Genomic DNA, 18,077 nt, shown 5'->3' with positions numbered 1-18,077 from the left:
AGAATTTAGAGAACAAGAGAGAACAGGGACCATATGTCCAGCGAATCCTCCTTCGGCCTCATGCAGATCGGCCTCGCCACCGCGGAAGACATCCGCGGCTGGTCGTACGGCGAGGTTAAGAAGCCGGAAACCATCAACTACCGCACGCTCAAGCCCGAGAAGGACGGCCTCTTCTGCGAGAAGATCTTCGGCCCGTCCCGTGACTGGGAATGCTACTGCGGCAAGTACAAGCGCGTGCGCTTCAAGGGCATCATCTGTGAGCGGTGTGGCGTTGAGGTCACCCGCGCCAAGGTGCGCCGTGAGCGCATGGGCCACATCGAGCTGGCCGCTCCTGTAACCCACATCTGGTACTTCAAGGGTGTTCCGTCCCGCCTGGGCTACCTCCTTGACCTGGCTCCGAAGGACCTCGAAAAGGTCATCTACTTCGCTGCCTACATGATCACCAGCGTCGACGAAGAAAACCGCCACGCGGAACTGCCCAACCTGCAGGTTGAGCATGACGTCGAGAAGAAGCAGCTGATCGACAACCGCGACTCCGACATCGCCGCGATCGCCCGCGACCTTGAGAACGAGCTTGCCCGTCTCGAGGGTGAGGGTGCGAAGGCTGCCGACAAGAAGAAGGCACGCGACTCGGCTGACCGCCAGATGGCGAACGTCCGCAAGCGCGCCGACGCCGAGATCGAGCGCCTCGAGCAGGTCTGGGACCGCTTCAAGAACCTGAAAGTCGCTGACCTCGAAGGTGACGAGGGCCTGTACCGCGAACTGCGTGACCGCTACGGCATGTACTTCGAGGGCTCCATGGGTGCCGAGGCCATCAAGAAGCGTCTCGAGAACTTCGACATGCAGGCCGAGTCCGACAACCTGCGCGACATCATCGCCAACGGCAAGGGCCAGCGCAAGACCCGCGCCCTGAAGCGCCTGAAGGTGGTCAATGCGTTCCTGACCACCAACAACAGCCCGCTCGGCATGGTGCTGGACGCCGTCCCGGTGATCCCGCCGGAACTGCGCCCGATGGTCCAGCTGGACGGTGGCCGCTTCGCGACCTCCGACCTCAACGACCTCTACCGCCGCGTGATCAACCGCAACAACCGACTCAAGCGACTGCTTGACCTGGGGTGCTCCGGAGATCATCGTCAACAACGAGAAGCGCATGCTTCAGGAAGCTGTTGACAGCCTCTTCGACAACGGCCGCCGCGGCCGTCCGGTCACCGGACCGGGCAACCGTCCGCTGAAGTCCCTGAGCGACATGCTCAAGGGCAAGCAGGGCCGTTTCCGCCAGAACCTCCTCGGCAAGCGCGTCGACTACTCCGGCCGTTCGGTCATCGTCGTCGGCCCGCAGCTGAAGCTGCACCAGTGTGGCCTGCCCAAGCAGATGGCACTGGAGCTCTTCAAGCCGTTCGTGATGAAGCGCCTGGTTGACCTCAACCACGCGCAGAACATCAAGTCGGCAAAGCGCATGGTCGAGCGTTACCGTCCGCAGGTCTGGGACGTGCTGGAAGAGATCATCACCGAACACCCGGTGCTGCTCAACCGTGCACCTACCCTGCACCGCCTCGGTATCCAGGCATTCGAGCCGCAGCTTGTTGAAGGCAAGGCCATCCAGCTCCACCCGCTGGTTTGTGGCGCGTTCAACGCCGACTTCGACGGCGACCAGATGGCAGTCCACCTGCCGCTGAGCCCCGAAGCCCAGGCTGAGGCACGCATCCTGATGCTGTCGTCCAACAACATCCTGAAGCCGTCTGACGGCCGTCCGGTGACCCTGCCTTCACAGGATATGATCATCGGCCTCTACCACCTGACCACCAAGCGTGTGGGTTCAGCTGGTGAAGGCCGGGTCTTCGGCTCGGTGTCCGAAGCCATCATGGCTTTCGACGCCCACCAGCTGCACCTGAACTCCCAGGTCAAGATCCGTCTCGAGGGCTTTGTTCCTTACGCCGGCTGGGAAGCTCCGGAGGGCTGGGAGCAGGGTCAGCCCGCACTGGTGGACACCTCCCTGGGCCAGGTTCTCTTCAACGAGACCCTGCCCGAGGACTACCCGTGGGTTGAGGCTGTAGCCGACAAGGGCGAGCTTTCCCGGATCGTCAACGACCTCGCGGAGCGCTACCCGAAGGTTGTCACGGCCGCAACGCTGGACAACCTCAAGGACGCCGGTTTCTACTGGGCCACCCGCTCGGGCGTCACCGTCGCCATCTCCGACATTGAGGTTCCGGTCGAGAAGCCGGCCATCCTTGCCGGTTACGAGGAGCGCGCCGCCAAGATCCAGGGACAGTACGACAAGGGCCTGATCGACGACGACGAGCGCCGCCAGGAACTGATCGAGATCTGGAACAAGGCGACCAACGAGATCGCCCAGGTCATGCGCGACAGCCTGTCGCCGATGAATACCATCAACCGCATGGTGTCCTCCGGTGCACGTGGTAACTGGATGCAGGTCCGCCAGATCGCCGGTATCCGTGGCCTGGTGGCCAACCCGAAGGGTGAAATCATCCCGCGTCCGATCAAGTCCTCCTACCGTGAGGGCCTGTCGGTGCTGGAATACTTCATCGCGACGCACGGTGCACGTAAGGGTCTTGCCGACACCGCGCTGCGTACCGCCAACTCGGGTTACCTGACCCGTCGTCTGGTGGACGTCTCGCAGGACGTCATTGTCCGTGAAGAGGACTGCGGCACTGAGCGCGGCCTTGTCACCCCGATCGCCGTGGCTGACGCCAACGGCGAGCTGGCACTGGACGAGAACGTCGAGAACAGCGCCTACGCCCGCACGCTGGCTGTGGACGTCGTTGACTCCAAGGGCAACGTCCTGGCTGCCGGCGGTACCGACTGCGGCGACGTCGTGATCGCTGAGCTGTTCGCAGCCGGCATCACCGAGGTCAAGGTCCGCTCTGTGCTCACCTGTGAGTCCAGCGTCGGCACCTGCGCCCTGTGCTACGGCCGTTCGCTGGCCACCGGTAAGACCGTGGACATCGGCGAGGCTGTTGGCATCATCGCCGCTCAGTCGATCGGTGAGCCCGGTACTCAGCTGACCATGCGTACGTTCCACACCGGTGGTGCTGTTTCCGCCAGCGGTGGCGACGACATCACCCAGGGTCTGCCCCGTATCCAGGAGCTCTTCGAAGCCCGTACCCCGAAGGGTGTCGCGCCGATTGCGGAAGCAGCCGGCCGCATCACCATCGAGGAATCCGAGCGCCAGATGCGTCTGGTGATCACCCCGGACGACGGTTCCGAAGAGATCGCCTACCCGGTCCTGCGCCGGTCGCGCCTCCTGATCGAAGACGGCCAGCACGTCACGGTGGGCCAGAAGCTCATCAACGGTCCGGTCGACCCGAAGCAGGTCCTGCGCATCATGGGCCCGCGTGCCGCACAGAAGTTCCTCGTGGACGAAGTGCAGGGCGTGTACCGCAGCCAGGGCATTGGCATCCACGACAAGCACGTGGAAGTCATCGTCCGCCAGATGCTGCGCCGCGTCACGGTCATCGAATCCGGCGACTCCGACCTGCTCCCGGGTGAGCTGGCCGAGCGCAGCCGCTTCGAGGACGCCAACCGCCGCGTTGTATCCGAGGGCAAGACTCCGGCTTCCGGACGTCCCGAGCTCATGGGTATCACCAAGGCGTCGCTGGCCACCGAGTCTTGGCTGTCCGCAGCTTCCTTCCAGGAGACCACCCGCGTTCTGACGCAGGCGGCCATGGAAGGCAAGAGCGATCCGCTGCTCGGCCTCAAGGAAAACGTCATCATCGGTAAGCTGATCCCGGCCGGCACGGGCCTCCCGCGCTACACCGAGATCACGGTGGAACCGACTGAAGAAGCAAAGGCCAATCTGTTCACTGGCCCGAGCGCATTCAGCGATTTCTCCTACGACACGCTGGGCGGCGACGGAGCTCCTGAGTTCCACGCCATCCCGCTGGATGACTACGACCTCGGAAACGACTTCCGCTAGTCGTTACGCAAGGAAGGACCCCGCACTCAGTGAGTGCGGGGTCTTTCCCGTTTGGTGCCCGACGGCGGCGGCCGGCTTCCGCCGTCGTCCTCCCTACACCCGATTAAGGCTCCAGATCAAGCCATGCTAGACTTTGTGTAATTGTTCTGTGTGGCAGTGGATGAAGGCCGCCGCAGCATCATTTCGGTTTTGTTCTCATGATGTTGGGTGGAGCCTGTTTCCGGGTTGCGGGCTACGTGCGCAACGAATGCCGCACTTTTGCACGCCCACGGACCGTCTAGGATCCGAAGCCGCAGGGACAACGCCAAAGCTCTCACGCAACACAGGCACTCGCCTGGCGCGGGGCAGAGATCAACCAACGGAGAACACGAAAGTGCCTACGATTAACCAGCTGGTCCGCAAGGGCCGCACGCCGAAGGTCAAAAAGACCAAGGCACCCGCGCTGAACGGCAGCCCGATGCGCCGCGGTGTTTGCACCCGCGTTTACACCACCACCCCGAAGAAGCCGAACTCGGCTCTGCGTAAGGTTGCACGTGTGCGCCTCAACGGTGGTATCGAAGTAACCGCCTACATCCCCGGTGTTGGCCACAACCTCCAGGAGCACTCCATTGTGCTCGTTCGTGGTGGTCGTGTTAAGGACCTTCCCGGTGTCCGCTACAAGATCGTCCGTGGTGCCCTCGATACCCAGGGTGTGAAGAACCGTAAGCAGGCGCGCAGCCGCTACGGCGCAAAGATGGAGAAGAAGTAATATGCCTCGCAAGGGTCCGGCCCCGAAGCGGCCGCTCGTATCAGATCCCGTCTACGGCTCCCCGCTGGTTACCCAGCTGATCAACAAGGTGCTGGTTGACGGCAAGAAGTCCACCGCTGAGCGCATCGTTTACGGTGCCCTCGAAGGTGCCCGTGCGAAGTCCGGCGGCGACCCCGTTGCAGCCCTCAAGAAGGCCATGGACAACGTCAAGCCTTCCCTCGAGGTCCGCTCCCGCCGTGTTGGTGGCGCCACCTACCAGGTTCCGGTTGAGGTCAAGCCGGGCCGCTCCACCGCACTCGCCCTGCGTTGGCTGGTCGGCTACTCCAAGGCCCGCCGCGAAAAGACGATGACCGAGCGCCTCCAGAACGAAATCCTGGATGCCTCCAACGGTCTCGGTGCCGCTGTGAAGCGTCGCGAAGACACCCACAAGATGGCCGAGTCCAACAAGGCCTTCGCCCACTACCGCTGGTAAAACTTCCCGTACGCCGCCGGCTCACACGAGCCGGCGGCGAACGCGTAGTCCATCCGAAAGGGAGACACCGTGGCACAGGACGTGCTTACAGACCTTAGTAAGGTCCGCAACATCGGCATCATGGCCCACATCGATGCCGGCAAGACCACCACCACCGAGCGCATCCTGTTCTACACAGGTGTGAACCACAAGATTGGCGAAACGCACGACGGCGCTTCGACCACTGACTGGATGGAACAGGAGAAGGAGCGCGGCATCACCATCACGTCTGCCGCCGTGACCTGCTTCTGGGAAAACAACCAGATCAACATCATCGACACCCCCGGCCACGTGGACTTCACGGTTGAGGTTGAGCGCTCCCTGCGCGTCCTCGACGGTGCAGTTGCCGTCTTCGATGGCAAGGAAGGCGTTGAGCCGCAGTCTGAGACCGTTTGGCGCCAGGCTGACAAGTACAACGTTCCGCGTATCTGCTTCGTCAACAAGATGGACAAGCTGGGCGCTGACTTCTACTTCACCGTAGACACCATCATCAGCCGCCTTGGTGCCAAGCCGCTGGTCATGCAGCTGCCGATCGGTGCCGAGAACGACTTCATCGGCGTCGTCGACCTGCTCTACATGCGTTCGCTCGTATGGCCTGGCGATGCCAAGGGTGACGTCACCATGGGCGCCAAGTACGAAATCCGCGAGATCCCGGAAGACCTCAAGGCCAAGGCCGAGGAATACCGCGCAAACCTCGTGGAAGCCGTTGCAGAGTCCTCCGAAGAACTCATGGAGAAGTACCTCGAAGGTGAAGAAATCACCATCGACGAACTCAAGGCCGGCATCCGCAAGATGACGATCAACTCCGAGATCTACCCGGTGTTCTGTGGTTCCGCATTCAAGAACCGTGGCGTTCAGCCGATGCTCGATGCAGTCGTCGACTACCTGCCGAACCCGCTCGACGTCCCGCCGATGATCGGTCACGATCCCCGCGACGAAGAGAAGGAACTGACCCGCAAGCCGTCTGCCGAAGAGCCGTTCTCCGCTCTGGCGTTCAAGATTGCTGCGCACCCGTTCTTCGGCCAGCTCACCTTCGTCCGCGTGTACTCCGGTCACGTGGAAGCAGGCGCACAGGTGGTCAACTCCACCAAGGGCAAGAAGGAGCGCATCGGCAAGCTGTTCCAGATGCACGCCAACAAGGAAATGCCTGTTGAGGGCGCTACCGCCGGCCACATCTACGCAGCGATCGGTCTGAAGGACACCACCACGGGCGACACCCTGTGCGACTCCAGCAACCAGATCGTCCTCGAATCCATGAGCTTCCCGGAGCCCGTGATCTCGGTTGCCATCGAGCCCAACACCAAGGGTGACCAGGAGAAGCTCTCCACGGCCATCCAGAAGCTCTCCGCTGAGGACCCGACCTTCCAGGTCTCCCTCAACGAAGACACTGGCCAGACCATCATCGCCGGCATGGGCGAACTTCACCTGGACATCCTGGTGGACCGCATGCGCCGCGAATTCAAGGTCGAGGCCAACGTTGGCAAGCCGCAGGTTGCTTACCGCGAAACCATCAAGCGTGCTGTTGAGCGTCACGACTACACGCACAAGAAGCAGACCGGTGGTTCCGGCCAGTTCGCAAAGATCCAGATCGCGATCGAGCCGCTGGACACTGCCGAAGGCGAGCTGTACGAGTTCGAGAACAAGGTCACCGGTGGCCGCGTTCCCCGCGAGTACATCCCGTCGGTCGACGCCGGTATCCAGGACGCACTGAATGACGGTGTCCTGGCCGGTTACCCGGTTGTCGGCATCAAGGCCACGCTGATTGACGGCGCGTACCACGATGTTGACTCCTCGGAAATGGCGTTCAAGATCGCCGGCCGTATGGCTTTCAAGGAAGCTGCACGTAAGGCGAACCCTGTTCTGCTCGAACCGCTGATGGATGTCGAGGTCCGCACCCCTGAGGAATACATGGGTGAAGTTATCGGTGACCTCAACTCCCGCCGTGGCCAGATGCAGTCCATGGAAGATGCCCAGGGCGTCAAGGTTGTTCGCGCGCACGTCCCGCTGTCCGGCATGTTCGGCTACATCGGTGACCTGCGGTCGAAGACCCAGGGCCGCGCTGTGTACTCCATGACGTTCAACAGCTACGCCGAGGTCCCGAAGGCAGTTGCCGACGAGATCATCCAGAAGTCCCGCGGCGAGTAGTCCTTAGGACTGTCCACGCGACAAGCTGCGAAAATCCGGGTGGGTTTCCCCTGCGGAACACACCTAGTGCGGATGGCCGGAACACTGGTTCCGGCCCGGTTCCGGCCATCAGCACGAACAGGCTTTAGGCACTAGTATTAGTTCCTGAATCTGAAATTTCACCAATCCAAAGCCCCCAAGTAGACTTACTGGAGTTTCTGCCGCGATAAGCGCGGTTGAAGGTAAGCCATTTGAAAAACGTTCTAGGAGGAACCTGTGGCAAAGGCAAAGTTCGAGCGGACTAAGCCGCACGTTAACATCGGTACCATCGGTCACGTTGACCACGGTAAGACGACGTTGACGGCCGCCATTTCCAAGGTGCTGTACGACAAGTACCCGACTCTCAACGAGAAGCGTGACTTCGCGTCGATCGACTCTGCTCCGGAAGAGCGTCAGCGCGGCATTACCATCAACATCTCCCACGTTGAGTACCAGACCGAGAAGCGCCACTACGCACACGTAGACGCTCCGGGTCACGCTGACTACATCAAGAACATGATCACCGGTGCTGCTCAGATGGACGGCGCAATCCTCGTGGTTGCCGCTACTGACGGCCCGATGGCTCAGACCCGCGAGCACGTTCTGCTCGCCCGCCAGGTTGGTGTTCCCTACCTGCTGGTCGCGCTGAACAAGGCAGACATGGTTGACGACGAGGAACTCCTCGACCTCGTCGAAATGGAAGTTCGTGAGCTCCTGAGCTCGCAGGGCTTCGATGGCGACGAAGCGCCGGTTGTCCGCGTTTCCGGCCTGAAGGCTCTGGAAGGCGACCCCGAGTGGGTCAAGTCCGTCGAGGACCTGATGGCTGCTGTCGACGAGTCCGTTCCGGACCCCGTACGTGACCGTGACAAGCCGTTCCTGATGCCGATCGAAGACGTCTTCACCATCACCGGTCGTGGCACCGTTGTGACGGGCCGCGCCGAGCGCGGTACCCTCGCCATCAACTCCGAGGTCGAGATCGTCGGCATCCGCCCGGTCCAGAAGACCACGGTTACCGGTATCGAGATGTTCCACAAGCAGCTCGACGAAGCATGGGCCGGCGAGAACTGTGGCCTCCTGCTCCGCGGTCTGAAGCGCGACGACGTCGAGCGTGGCCAGGTTGTCGTCAAGCCGGGTTCCATCACCCCGCACACCGACTTCGAGGCCAACGTCTACATCCTCTCCAAGGACGAAGGCGGACGTCACAACCCGTTCTACTCGAACTACCGCCCGCAGTTCTACTTCCGTACCACGGACGTAACCGGCGTTATCACCCTGCCGGAAGGCACGGAAATGGTTATGCCCGGCGACAACACTGAGATGACCGTTGCGCTCATCCAGCCGATCGCTATGGAAGAGGGCCTCGGCTTCGCTATCCGTGAAGGCGGCCGCACCGTTGGTTCGGGACGTGTCACCAAGATCAACAAGTAACTCTTGCTGATTGCGGATCGAAGGGCCGGCTAACGGCCTGACGTGATGTTCGAAAACAGCCCCGCTGCTACTCGCAGCGGGGCTGTTTTTGTATCTGCAGTTCCCGCCAGTGGGCAGCGGGCCGGCCTGATAGGGTTAGGGCTCGCGAGAGAAAAGGAACATCATGGGTTGGCTTATTTTCCTGCTGGTGGTTGCCGCCGTGGTGATGGGCGTTGTTTGGGCGAAGAAGCACTTCCGCCACGAGATTGAACGCGCCAAGCGGATCAACCGGGCGAATAAGAACCAGTAGGCGCGCCGCGCGCACGGCATCAGGCGGTTCGCGCCCGCGCCCGGCTGAGTGCCTGCAGCCAGTAGAACGACTTCTTGGGTGTCCTTTTTAGGGTTTCGAAGTCCACGTGCACCAGGCCGAACCGCTGTGAATACCCGGCGGCCCACTCGAAGTTGTCCATAAACGTCCAGACGAAGTAGCCGAGCAGCCGCACATCGTGCGCGATGCCACCGGGCGCCGTCGAGTTCACTGCCTGGTCCAGGTGGCGGGCCAGGTATTCGATGCGTTTCGAGTCCGCTATGGGACCGGTGACATGCTCGGGCTCCGGAAAGCTTGCGCCGCTCTCGGTGATGTAGACGGGTGGCAAGGCCGCCCCATACCTGTCCTTAAGCTCCCGCAGCAGGATGCCCAGATGGTCCGGCGCCACCGGCCACCCGAAACCTGTGGTGGCATATTCGGGAAAAGCTGCAAAGTGGAAGGGTACCCGGGCCATCGCCCGGGCGTTGCCTTCCGGCGTAGACGGCGGACCCTGCCCCGCGGCCACACGGACAGGGTAGTAATAGTTCACCCCGTAGAAGTCGAGCGGCTGGCTGATCAGGCGGAGGTCGTCGTCGGACGTCCGGGACAAAAACCTGAACCAGGGGCGGGCGGCAAGCGGCGGGGCGGGGTAGCGCCCCAGGAGAATGGGATCGGCGTACACGCGGTTGAGGACAAGGTCGCAGACCTTGGCCACCAGCCTGTCCGCCGGCCGACGGGTGGCAGGGCGTACGGGGGAGTGCAGGTTGGTCACGCCGATGGTCCCGGCCACGCCGGCCGAGCGTAGCGCCTGGACCGCGAGTCCGTGGCCGAGCAGCTGGTGGTGGACCGAGGGCAGCGCCTTGAACAGCAGGTCGCGGCCGGGCGCATGGACGCCCAGTGCGTAGCCATTGAGCGTGACGGAGACGGGTTCGTTGAGTGTGACCCACTGCGCCACCCGGTCACCGAGCCGCTTTCCGGCGGCTGCCGCGTACTCCGCGAAGCGCTCAGCCGTGGCACGGTTCATCCAGCCGCCGCTGCGCTCAAGGGGGAGGGGAGTGTCCCAATGGTAGAGCGTGGCCATGGGGGCTATTCCGGCCGCCAGCAGCAGGTCAACCAGCCGGTCGTAGAAGTCGAGGCCCCGCGGGTTGGCTGCGCCGTGGCCCTCCGGCAGGATCCTGGGCCACGAGATCGAGAAGCGGTACGAGTCGATGCCGAGTTCCCGCATGAGGGCAACGTCCTCCGGCACGCGGTTATAGTGGTCACAGGCCACCACCGGCGAGTGCCCGTTGAGGATGTTGCCCGGTTTCGCCGCGAAGGCATCCCAGCCCGACGGGCCGCGGCCGTCCGCTGCCAGGGCGCCTTCGATCTGGAAGGCGGCGGCAGCAACACCGAGGGTGAAATCCGGGCGCAGGCGTCCGGCGAGGTTCTGCACTGTATCTGCGCTGACTACGGCACTGCCGGCGTCGGCGTTCTGCGCGGCCATCAACCCATCATCCAACCGCAGATGGCCCGCGGCAACGGCGTACGGGGCCCGGTTAGGCGCCTTACGGGGCCCGATTGGCTTCCTCGGATAAATTCCGGCATACTAGATGAGTTGTTCAAGCGCTTTTTCGCGTCCCGATCCGGATAATGCCGGGTGTCAGGGTCCAGGTTGAAGCCCAAACATAACCCACCTCCCAAGGAAATGCGGGCTCGTGCGTTCTGCACAGCGCGACACGCCCGACCGCGGGGGTCGGTTACGTCGGCAGGTTGAGGAACCCGGATTCATCCGGATTCAGCTTGTGCGGCGGGTGGTAGTTACGACTTCAAATGCTTCGGCAGCCACATGCAACACGCAAGTAAACAGAGCAGCACTTACTGAAAGAGAGTCAGGCGACATGGCGGGACAAAAAATCCGCATCCGGCTGAAGTCATACGACCACGAGGTCATTGACGTTTCAGCACGGAAGATCGTTGAGACGGTCACGCGCGCAGGCGCAACGGTAGTCGGCCCCGTGCCGCTGCCCACGGAGAAGAACGTGTACTGCGTTATCCGCTCTCCCCACAAGTACAAGGACAGCCGCGAGCACTTTGAAATGCGCACGCACAAGCGTCTGATCGACATTATCGACCCCACGCCCAAGGCTGTTGACTCGCTCATGCGTCTCGACCTGCCGGCCGACGTGAACATCGAAATCAAGCTGTAGGGAGGTGCTGAGAGACTATGACCGCAACCCGTAACGTAAAGGGCCTGCTGGGCACGAAGCTCGGCATGACCCAGGTCTGGGACGAGAACAACAAGCTCATCCCCGTCACTGTTGTCCAGGCTGACTCGAACGTCATCACCCAGCTGCGTAATGCAGAAGTTGATGGCTACGTCGCCGTTCAGATCGGCTACGGCCAGATCGATCCCCGCAAGGTCACCAAGCCGCTGGCTGGTCACTTTGAAAAGGCAGGCGTCACGCCTCGCCGTCACGTCGTCGAACTCCGTACCGCAGATGCTGCTGAGTACGAGCTGGGCCAGGAGCTCTCCGTAGAGGTCTTCGAAGCCGGCCAGAAGATCGACGTCGTAGGCACCACCAAGGGTAAGGGCTTCGCCGGTGTTATGAAGCGTCACGGCTTCCACGGCGTTGGAGCTTCCCACGGTGCCCACAAGAACCACCGTAAGCCCGGTTCAATCGGTGGCGCATCCACCCCGAGCCGCGTCTTCAAGGGCATGAAAATGGCCGGCCGCATGGGCGCCGTTCGTCACACCACGCTGAACCTCACTGTTCACGCGGTTGACGTCGAGAAGTCGCTGCTCCTGATCAAGGGTGCCGTTCCCGGCGCCCGCGGCCAGGTCGTACTCGTACGCACCGCCGTGAAGGGAGCCTAGTTAAATGACTAGCACTGTCAAGGTTGACCTGCCTGCAGAGATCTTCGACGTTCAGACCAACGTGCCGCTGCTGCACCAGGTCGTCGTTGCACAGCTCGCTGCTGCTCGCCAGGGTACCCACAAGACCAAGACCCGCGCCGAAGTTTCCGGTGCAGGCCGCAAGCCGTTCAAGCAGAAGGGTACCGGCCGCGCCCGTCAGGGCTCGATCCGTGCTCCTCACATGACCGGTGGTGGCGTTGTCCACGGTCCCACCCCGCGTGACTACAGCCAGCGCACCCCCAAGAAGATGATTGCTGCTGCACTGCGCGGCGCACTGTCTGACCGCGCCCGTAACGGACGCATCCACGTTATTGCTGATGTGGTTGCCGGCGACAAGCCGTCCTCCAAGGAAGCACTGGCAACGCTGCGCGGCGTCTCCGAGCGCAAGAACCTGCTCGTTGTCATTGAGCGCGCCAACGATGTTGCTGCACTGTCCGTGCGCAACCTCGAGGAAGTTCACGTTCTGTACGCAGACCAGCTGAACACCTACGACGTTCTCGTTTCTGACGACGTAGTCTTCACCAAGGCTGCCTATGAAGCATTCGTTGCTGACAAGGCTGCAAAGAACGAGGAGGATGCCAAGTGAGCGCAGCCACCATCAAAGACCCGCGCGACGTCGTGCTTGCACCCGTCGTCTCGGAAAAGAGCTACGGCCTGATCGACGAGGGCAAGTACACCTTCCTGGTGGACCCCCGCTCGAACAAGACCGAGATCAAGCTGGCCGTGGAGAAGATTTTCTCCGTCAAGGTCGAATCGATCAACACCATCAACCGTGCCGGTAAGCGCAAGCGCACCAAATTCGGCTGGGGAACCCGCAAGAACACCAAGCGTGCCATTGTGACCCTCAAAGAAGGCACGATCGACATCTTCGGCGGTCCGCTCGCGTAGCGGAGACCACTTTAACGAGGAAATGAATTATGGGAATCCGTAAATATAAGCCGACTACCCCGGGCCGTCGCGGCTCGAGCGTAGCGGACTTCACCGAAATCACGCGGTCGACGCCGGAAAAGTCGTTGGTACGTCCGCTGCCCAAAAAGGGTGGCCGTAACAACACCGGTAAGATCACCACCCGTCACAAGGGTGGTGGACACAAGCGCCAGTACCGTCTGATCGACTTCCGTCGCCACGACAAGGACGGCGTCAACGCCCGCGTTGCCGAAATCGAGTACGATCCGAACCGCACGGCTCGCATCGCCCTCCTGCACTACGTTGATGGCACCAAGCGCTACATCATCGCCCCGAACAAGCTCTCGCAGGGCGACTTCGTGGAAGCCGGCGCCAACGCTGACATCAAGCCTGGCAACAACCTGCCCCTGCGCAACATCCCCGTGGGTACTGTTATCCACGCGGTTGAACTGCGCCCGGGCGGCGGTGCCAAGATGGCCCGTTCCGCCGGTGCTTCTGTTCAGCTCGTCGCCAAAGAAGGCCGTTTCGCCCAGCTGCGTCTGCCCTCCGGCGAAATCCGCAACGTTGACGTGCGCTGCCGCGCCACGATCGGCGAGGTCGGCAACGCCGAGCAGTCGAACATCAACTGGGGCAAGGCCGGCCGTATGCGGTGGAAGGGCGTTCGCCCGACCGTCCGTGGTGTCGCCATGAACCCGGTTGACCACCCGCACGGTGGTGGTGAAGGTAAGACCTCCGGTGGTCGTCACCCGGTCAACCCGAACGGTAAGCCTGAAGGCCGTACCCGCCGCCCCAACAAAGAGAGCGACAAGCTTATTGTTCGTCGCCGTCGTACTGGCAAGAACAAGCGATAGGAGCCTGGACACATGCCACGCAGCCTGAAAAAAGGTCCTTTCGTTGACCAGCACCTCTTTGTGAAGGTGGACAGGGAAAACGAAAAGGGCACCAAGAACGTCATTAAGACCTGGTCCCGCCGCTCGATGATCATCCCCGACATGCTCGGGCACACGATCGCCGTGCACGACGGACGCAAGCACATCCCGGTGTTTGTCACCGAGTCGATGGTCGGGCACAAGCTCGGCGAATTCGCTCCTACGCGGACATTCCGCGGCCATGTCAAGGACGACCGTAAGGGCAAGCGCCGCTAGGCGCCTGCACTTACGTCAAAGACGAGAGAAGGAAAGCAATGGAAGCCAAGGCAATTGCGCGCCACATCCGCGTAACGCCTATGAAGGCCCGGCGCGTCGTCAACCTTGTTCGTGGTAAGCAAGCGAACGAGGCTCTGGCAATTCTGAAGTTTGCCCCCCAGGCAGCTTCGGAGCCGGTATTCAAGGTAGTTCAGTCGGCAATCTCCAACGCCCGCGTCCTCGCGGACCGCGACGGTGTTGCGTTCGACGAAGGTGACCTCATCATCAGCGAAGCGTTTGTTGATGAAGGCCCGACCATGAAGCGGTTCCAGCCGCGTGCTCAGGGTCGTGCATTTCAGATCAAGAAGCGCACCAGCCACATCACCGTGGTAGTCGCTACCCCGGAGAAAGAGGAGGCTCGCTAAGTGGGACAGAAAGTAAACCCGCACGGGTTCCGACTCGGCATCACCACCGATCACGTATCGCACTGGTTCGCTGACAGCACCAAGTCCGGTCAGCGGTACAAGGACTTCGTTCGCGAAGACATCCGTATCCGCCAGCTCATGTCCACGGGCATGGAGCGCGCCGGTATCGCCAAGGTCGAGATCGAGCGCACCCGCGACCGTGTCCGCGTGGACATCCACACGGCACGTCCGGGCATCGTCATCGGCCGCCGCGGCGCCGAGGCAGACCGCATCCGCGGCGAGCTCGAAAAGCTCACCGGCAAGCAGGTTCAGCTGAACATCCTCGAGGTCAAGAACCCCGAGATGGAAGCCCAGCTTGTTGCCCAGGGTGTTGCAGAGCAGCTGACTTCCCGCGTGGCATTCCGCCGCGCGATGAAGAAGGCCATGCAGTCCGCACAGCGTGCCGGTGCCAAGGGTATCCGTATCGCTTGCTCGGGCCGTCTGGGTGGCGCAGAAATGTCCCGCTCGGAGTTCTACCGCGAAGGCCGTGTGCCCCTGCACACCCTCCGCGCGAACATCGACTACGGCTTTTACGAAGCCAAGACCACCTTCGGCCGCATCGGCGTGAAGGTCTGGATCTACAAGGGCGACGTCACCTCCAAGGAACTGGCTCAGCAGGCAGCTGCTGCTCCGTCCCGTGGCCGCTCCGGCGACCGTCCGGGCCGCCCGGGTGGCGCTGACCGTGGTGACCGCCGTCGTCGTACCGACCGTCCGGCAGCCGACGCAGCACCTGCTGCTGCAGCTCCGGCAGCCGAGGCAGCAGCTCCGGCACAGGCAGCAGAAGGAGGACAGGCTTAAATGCTTATCCCACGTCGAGTCAAGCACCGTAAGCAGCACCACCCGGGTCGTTCCGGCGCTGCCACGGGCGGTACCAAGGTCTCCTTCGGTGAGTACGGCATCCAGGCCCTGAGCCCGGCATACGTCACGAACCGTCAGATCGAATCTGCCCGTATCGCGATGACCCGCCACATCAAGCGTGGCGGTAAGGTCTGGATCAACATTTACCCGGACCGTCCCCTGACCAAGAAGCCTGCCGAAACCCGCATGGGTTCCGGTAAGGGTTCGCCGGAATGGTGGGTCGCCAACGTCAAGCCGGGACGGGTTCTCTTCGAACTCTCCGGTGTCAGTGATGAGGTAGCTCGCGAGGCCCTGCGCCTGGCAATCCACAAGCTCCCGTTGAAGGCACGCATTGTGCGTCGCGAAGGTGGTGAATAGAAATGGCAGTTGGGTCAAAGGATCTTGCACCCGCACAGCTGGACGGTTTCGACAACGAGCGTCTCGTTGAAGAACTCCGCAAGTCCAAGGAAGAGCTGTTCAACCTGCGTTTCCAGTCCGCCACCGGACAGCTGGAGAACCACGGTCGTCTGCGCGCGGTAAAGAAGGACATCGCCCGCATCTACACCGTTCTCCGTGAGCGCGAGCTGGGCATTCGTGCCGAGGTTGCCGCACCGGTTGTGGAAGCCAAGGAAGAAAAGAAGTCCAAGAAGTCTGCAGCTAAGAAGGCCGAAAAGCCTGCCGAGGCTGAGACCGAGGAGGACGCCAAGTGAGTGAAAAGGACGAGAACGTGACGGAAACTGCTACGGCAGCTACGGCTGAGCAGCGCGGTTACCGTAAGACGCGTCGCGGCTACGTGGTCTCTGACAAGATGGACAAGACCATCGTTGTTCAGGTTGAAGACCGCGTGAAGCACGCCCTGTACGGCAAGGTCATCCGCCGCACCTCCAAGGTCAAGGCACACGACGAGCAGAACACCGCCGGCATCGGCGACCTGGTTGTCATCGCCGAGACCCGCCCGCTGTCCGCCACCAAGAACTGGCGGCTCGTGGAGATCCTCGAGAAGGCTAAGTAACACCTGCAGCATCGCCCCTGGCGGCTGTAACGGAAACCTCCGTTCCCTTTGGGAGCGGGGGTTTCCGCGTTAAGCGGGGGGAGTGGCACCCCCGGTGAGCCAAAAGTCTGCCTTGAGTGACGCCGTCGTACGTTGCGGGGGAGTGCTGCCGGGTGATATGGGATCCGCCGAAAACATGCTAGGATATTGAGTTTGTATGGCGCCTGTTGTGCGCCGACAGCAAACCTCGTAAACAATCGTGCCACGGCATAGTGTTCCCCTGCGCCTCGAAGGGCTGGGAAGCAACTGTTTGTGGCACGGGCGTTTAGGCCTGGTCTGGCAAAATCCAGTCAGGTCAAGAGACACCCCGATCAACCGTTCCGCAAGGCTCATTCCGTAGGAAGATTTTCGGTCTGAGAACCGGCGCGACGCAAGGAGTAAATAGTGATTCAGCAGGAGTCGCGACTCAAGGTCGCCGACAACACGGGTGCTAAGGAAATCCTTACCATTCGCGTTCTCGGTGGATCTGGCCGTCGCTACGCAGGCATTGGCGACGTAATCGTCGCAACCGTCAAGGATGCAATTCCGGGCGGAAACGTAAAGAAGGGCGACGTCGTCAAGGCTGTCATCGTCCGTACCAAGAAGGAACGCCGCCGTGCGGATGGTTCCTACATCAAGTTTGACGAGAACGCAGCCGTCATCCTGAAGAACGACGGTGACCCCCGCGGTACCCGTATCTTCGGACCGGTTGGTCGTGAACTCCGTGACAAGAAGTTCATGAAGATCGTTTCTCTGGCTCCGGAGGTGCTCTAGTCCATGGCTAAGATCAAGAAGGGTGACCTGGTTCAGGTCATCACTGGCGCCAAGGCTGAGCGCGGCGGCGACCGTGGCAAGCAGGGCAAGGTTCTGCGCGTGTTCCCGGAAACCAACCGCGTGCTGGTTGAGGGTATCAACCGCGTAACCAAGCACACCAAGGTCGGACAGTCGCAGCGCGGCACCAAGACCGGCGGCATCGAGGTTGTCGAGGCTTCCATCCACGTTTCCAACGTGGCTCTGGTTGACCCGTCCACCAAGAAGCCGACCCGCGTTGGTTTCCGCCTCGACACCGTAGAGAAGGACGGCGTCAAGAAGACCGTCCGCATCCGCGTGGCCAAGAGCTCCGGGAAGGACATCTAATGACTGAGACTCTCGAGACTCCGGCAACGAAGATCGTTCCTCGTCTGAAGACCAAGTACGCCGATTCCATCAAGAGCGCGCTTCTTGAGGAATTCAAGTATGAGAACGTGAACCAGGTTCCCCGTCTGGTCAAGGTTGTTGTGAACATGGGTGTTGGAGATGCCGCCAAGGACTCCAAGCTGATCGACGGCGCTGTCCGCGACCTCACCCTGATCACCGGCCAGAAGCCGCAGGTCACCAAGGCCCGCAAGTCGATCGCACAGTTCAAGCTGCGCGAAGGCATGCCCATTGGTGCACACGCAACCCTGCGTGGCGACCGCATGTGGGAATTCGTGGACCGTCTGGTCACGCTGGCCCTGCCCCGTATCCGCGACTTCCGCGGCCTCAGCGGCAAGCAGTTTGATGGCAATGGCAACTACACCTTCGGTCTGACCGAGCAGGTTATGTTCCACGAGATCGACCAGGACTCCATCGACCGCACCCGCGGTATGGACATCACGGTTGTGACCACCGCCAAGACCGATGACGAAGGCCGCGCGCTGCTCAAGGCGCTTGGTTTCCCGTTCAAAACCGAAGCTTAATTAACTACGTAAAAGGTCCGGCCGCTCTGATCCCG

The 18,077-nt window shown here is 61.7% G+C and carries 20 protein-coding genes and 1 pseudogene; 20 read left to right on the top strand and 1 reads right to left on the bottom strand.

The features are described 5' to 3' along the window. The first annotated feature begins 33 nt into the window (after nucleotides 1-33). From ACHMXB_RS10935 to ACHMXB_RS10910, 6 genes and pseudogenes are all read left to right on the top strand, one after another. Nucleotides 34-3,934 (top strand): annotated as a pseudogene (locus tag ACHMXB_RS10935) (DNA-directed RNA polymerase subunit beta'). Between the two features lie 373 nt (nucleotides 3,935-4,307). Next, entirely contained in the window at nucleotides 4,308-4,682 is a 375-nt protein-coding gene (rpsL, locus tag ACHMXB_RS10930) for a 30S ribosomal protein S12 (protein ID WP_018773658.1), read from the top strand. Nucleotide 4,683: 1 nt separating this feature from the next. Then, a complete protein-coding gene (rpsG, locus tag ACHMXB_RS10925; protein ID WP_003803829.1) occupies nucleotides 4,684-5,154 on the top strand; it encodes a 30S ribosomal protein S7 in 471 nt (156 codons plus the stop codon). A 69-nt stretch (nucleotides 5,155-5,223) separates the two neighbouring features. Beyond that, nucleotides 5,224-7,338 (top strand): elongation factor G, encoded by a 2,115-nt coding sequence (gene fusA / locus ACHMXB_RS10920; RefSeq protein ID WP_395398360.1) that lies wholly within the window; start codon nucleotides 5,224-5,226, stop codon nucleotides 7,336-7,338. 255 nt (nucleotides 7,339-7,593) lie between these two features. Next, entirely contained in the window at nucleotides 7,594-8,784 is a 1,191-nt protein-coding gene (gene tuf, locus ACHMXB_RS10915) for an elongation factor Tu (protein ID WP_102973690.1), read from the top strand. Between the two features lie 163 nt (nucleotides 8,785-8,947). Further along, nucleotides 8,948-9,073 carry a hypothetical protein gene (locus ACHMXB_RS10910; RefSeq protein ID WP_395398359.1) on the top strand — a complete coding sequence of 42 codons (126 nt, stop codon included), beginning with the start codon at nucleotides 8,948-8,950 and terminating at the stop codon, nucleotides 9,071-9,073. Nucleotides 9,074-9,092: 19 nt separating this feature from the next. Here ACHMXB_RS10910 and ACHMXB_RS10905 read toward each other — a convergent pair whose 3' ends face one another. Then, nucleotides 9,093-10,553 carry a GH1 family beta-glucosidase gene (locus ACHMXB_RS10905; RefSeq protein WP_395398358.1) on the bottom strand — a complete coding sequence of 487 codons (1,461 nt, stop codon included), beginning with the start codon at nucleotides 10,551-10,553 and terminating at the stop codon, nucleotides 9,093-9,095. Between the two features lie 394 nt (nucleotides 10,554-10,947). On the opposite strand from ACHMXB_RS10905, the gene rpsJ reads away from it, so the two are divergent. The 14 genes from rpsJ to rplE all read left to right on the top strand — a co-directional run bounded on the left by rpsJ (nucleotide 10,948) and on the right by rplE (nucleotide 18,042). Next, nucleotides 10,948-11,256: a 30S ribosomal protein S10 gene (gene rpsJ, locus ACHMXB_RS10900; RefSeq protein ID WP_003803825.1), complete on the top strand. Its 309-nt coding sequence runs from the start codon at nucleotides 10,948-10,950 to the stop codon at nucleotides 11,254-11,256. A 17-nt stretch (nucleotides 11,257-11,273) separates the two neighbouring features. Continuing rightward, nucleotides 11,274-11,924, top strand: a complete 651-nt coding sequence (gene rplC / locus ACHMXB_RS10895) for a 50S ribosomal protein L3 (RefSeq protein ID WP_102973689.1) — start codon at nucleotides 11,274-11,276, stop codon at nucleotides 11,922-11,924. A 4-nt stretch (nucleotides 11,925-11,928) separates the two neighbouring features. Continuing rightward, a complete protein-coding gene (rplD, locus tag ACHMXB_RS10890) occupies nucleotides 11,929-12,549 on the top strand; it encodes a 50S ribosomal protein L4 (protein ID WP_111905193.1) in 621 nt (206 codons plus the stop codon). Beyond that, nucleotides 12,546-12,851 carry a 50S ribosomal protein L23 gene (gene rplW, locus ACHMXB_RS10885; protein WP_011692807.1) on the top strand — a complete coding sequence of 102 codons (306 nt, stop codon included), beginning with the start codon at nucleotides 12,546-12,548 and terminating at the stop codon, nucleotides 12,849-12,851. The genes rplD and rplW overlap by 4 nt, the downstream gene beginning before the upstream one ends. A 29-nt stretch (nucleotides 12,852-12,880) precedes the next feature. Further along, nucleotides 12,881-13,720, top strand: coding sequence for a 50S ribosomal protein L2 (gene rplB, locus ACHMXB_RS10880; RefSeq protein ID WP_003803804.1), 840 nt, complete (start codon nucleotides 12,881-12,883; stop codon nucleotides 13,718-13,720). A 12-nt stretch (nucleotides 13,721-13,732) separates the two neighbouring features. Then, nucleotides 13,733-14,014: a 30S ribosomal protein S19 gene (rpsS, locus tag ACHMXB_RS10875; RefSeq protein WP_011692805.1), complete on the top strand. Its 282-nt coding sequence runs from the start codon at nucleotides 13,733-13,735 to the stop codon at nucleotides 14,012-14,014. A gap of 38 nt (nucleotides 14,015-14,052) precedes the next feature. Further along, complete coding sequence (rplV, locus tag ACHMXB_RS10870; protein WP_003803798.1) at nucleotides 14,053-14,418, top strand: 50S ribosomal protein L22; 366 nt, start codon at nucleotides 14,053-14,055, stop codon at nucleotides 14,416-14,418. Further along, a complete protein-coding gene (gene rpsC, locus ACHMXB_RS10865) occupies nucleotides 14,419-15,255 on the top strand; it encodes a 30S ribosomal protein S3 (RefSeq protein ID WP_111905195.1) in 837 nt (278 codons plus the stop codon). It abuts the gene before it with no gap. Continuing rightward, a complete protein-coding gene (gene rplP / locus ACHMXB_RS10860) occupies nucleotides 15,256-15,672 on the top strand; it encodes a 50S ribosomal protein L16 (RefSeq protein ID WP_102973688.1) in 417 nt (138 codons plus the stop codon). It begins immediately after the preceding gene. 2 nt (nucleotides 15,673-15,674) lie between these two features. Then, complete coding sequence (gene rpmC / locus ACHMXB_RS10855) at nucleotides 15,675-16,004, top strand: 50S ribosomal protein L29 (protein ID WP_003803792.1); 330 nt, start codon at nucleotides 15,675-15,677, stop codon at nucleotides 16,002-16,004. Continuing rightward, the gene (gene rpsQ, locus ACHMXB_RS10850) at nucleotides 16,001-16,306 is read left to right on the top strand and encodes a 30S ribosomal protein S17 (protein ID WP_076801234.1); all 306 of its coding nucleotides are present in this window, start codon (nucleotides 16,001-16,003) and stop codon (nucleotides 16,304-16,306) included. The genes rpmC and rpsQ overlap by 4 nt, the downstream gene beginning before the upstream one ends. Nucleotides 16,307-16,729: 423 nt before the next feature. Beyond that, nucleotides 16,730-17,098, top strand: coding sequence for a 50S ribosomal protein L14 (rplN, locus tag ACHMXB_RS10845; protein WP_003803789.1), 369 nt, complete (start codon nucleotides 16,730-16,732; stop codon nucleotides 17,096-17,098). 3 nt (nucleotides 17,099-17,101) lie between these two features. Then, nucleotides 17,102-17,461, top strand: a complete 360-nt coding sequence (gene rplX / locus ACHMXB_RS10840) for a 50S ribosomal protein L24 (protein WP_102973687.1) — start codon at nucleotides 17,102-17,104, stop codon at nucleotides 17,459-17,461. Beyond that, nucleotides 17,461-18,042, top strand: a complete 582-nt coding sequence (gene rplE / locus ACHMXB_RS10835; RefSeq protein WP_003803769.1) for a 50S ribosomal protein L5 — start codon at nucleotides 17,461-17,463, stop codon at nucleotides 18,040-18,042. Before rplX ends, rplE begins: the two co-directional genes overlap by 1 nt. The last annotated feature ends 35 nt before the right edge of the window (nucleotides 18,043-18,077 follow it).

The organism is Arthrobacter sp. UC242_113 (assembly GCF_044054585.1).
Classification (GTDB): Bacteria; Actinomycetota; Actinomycetes; order Actinomycetales; family Micrococcaceae; genus Arthrobacter.
The sequence above is the reverse complement of the archived record's forward strand: the minus strand, read 5'-3'. Positions and strand labels throughout refer to the sequence as shown.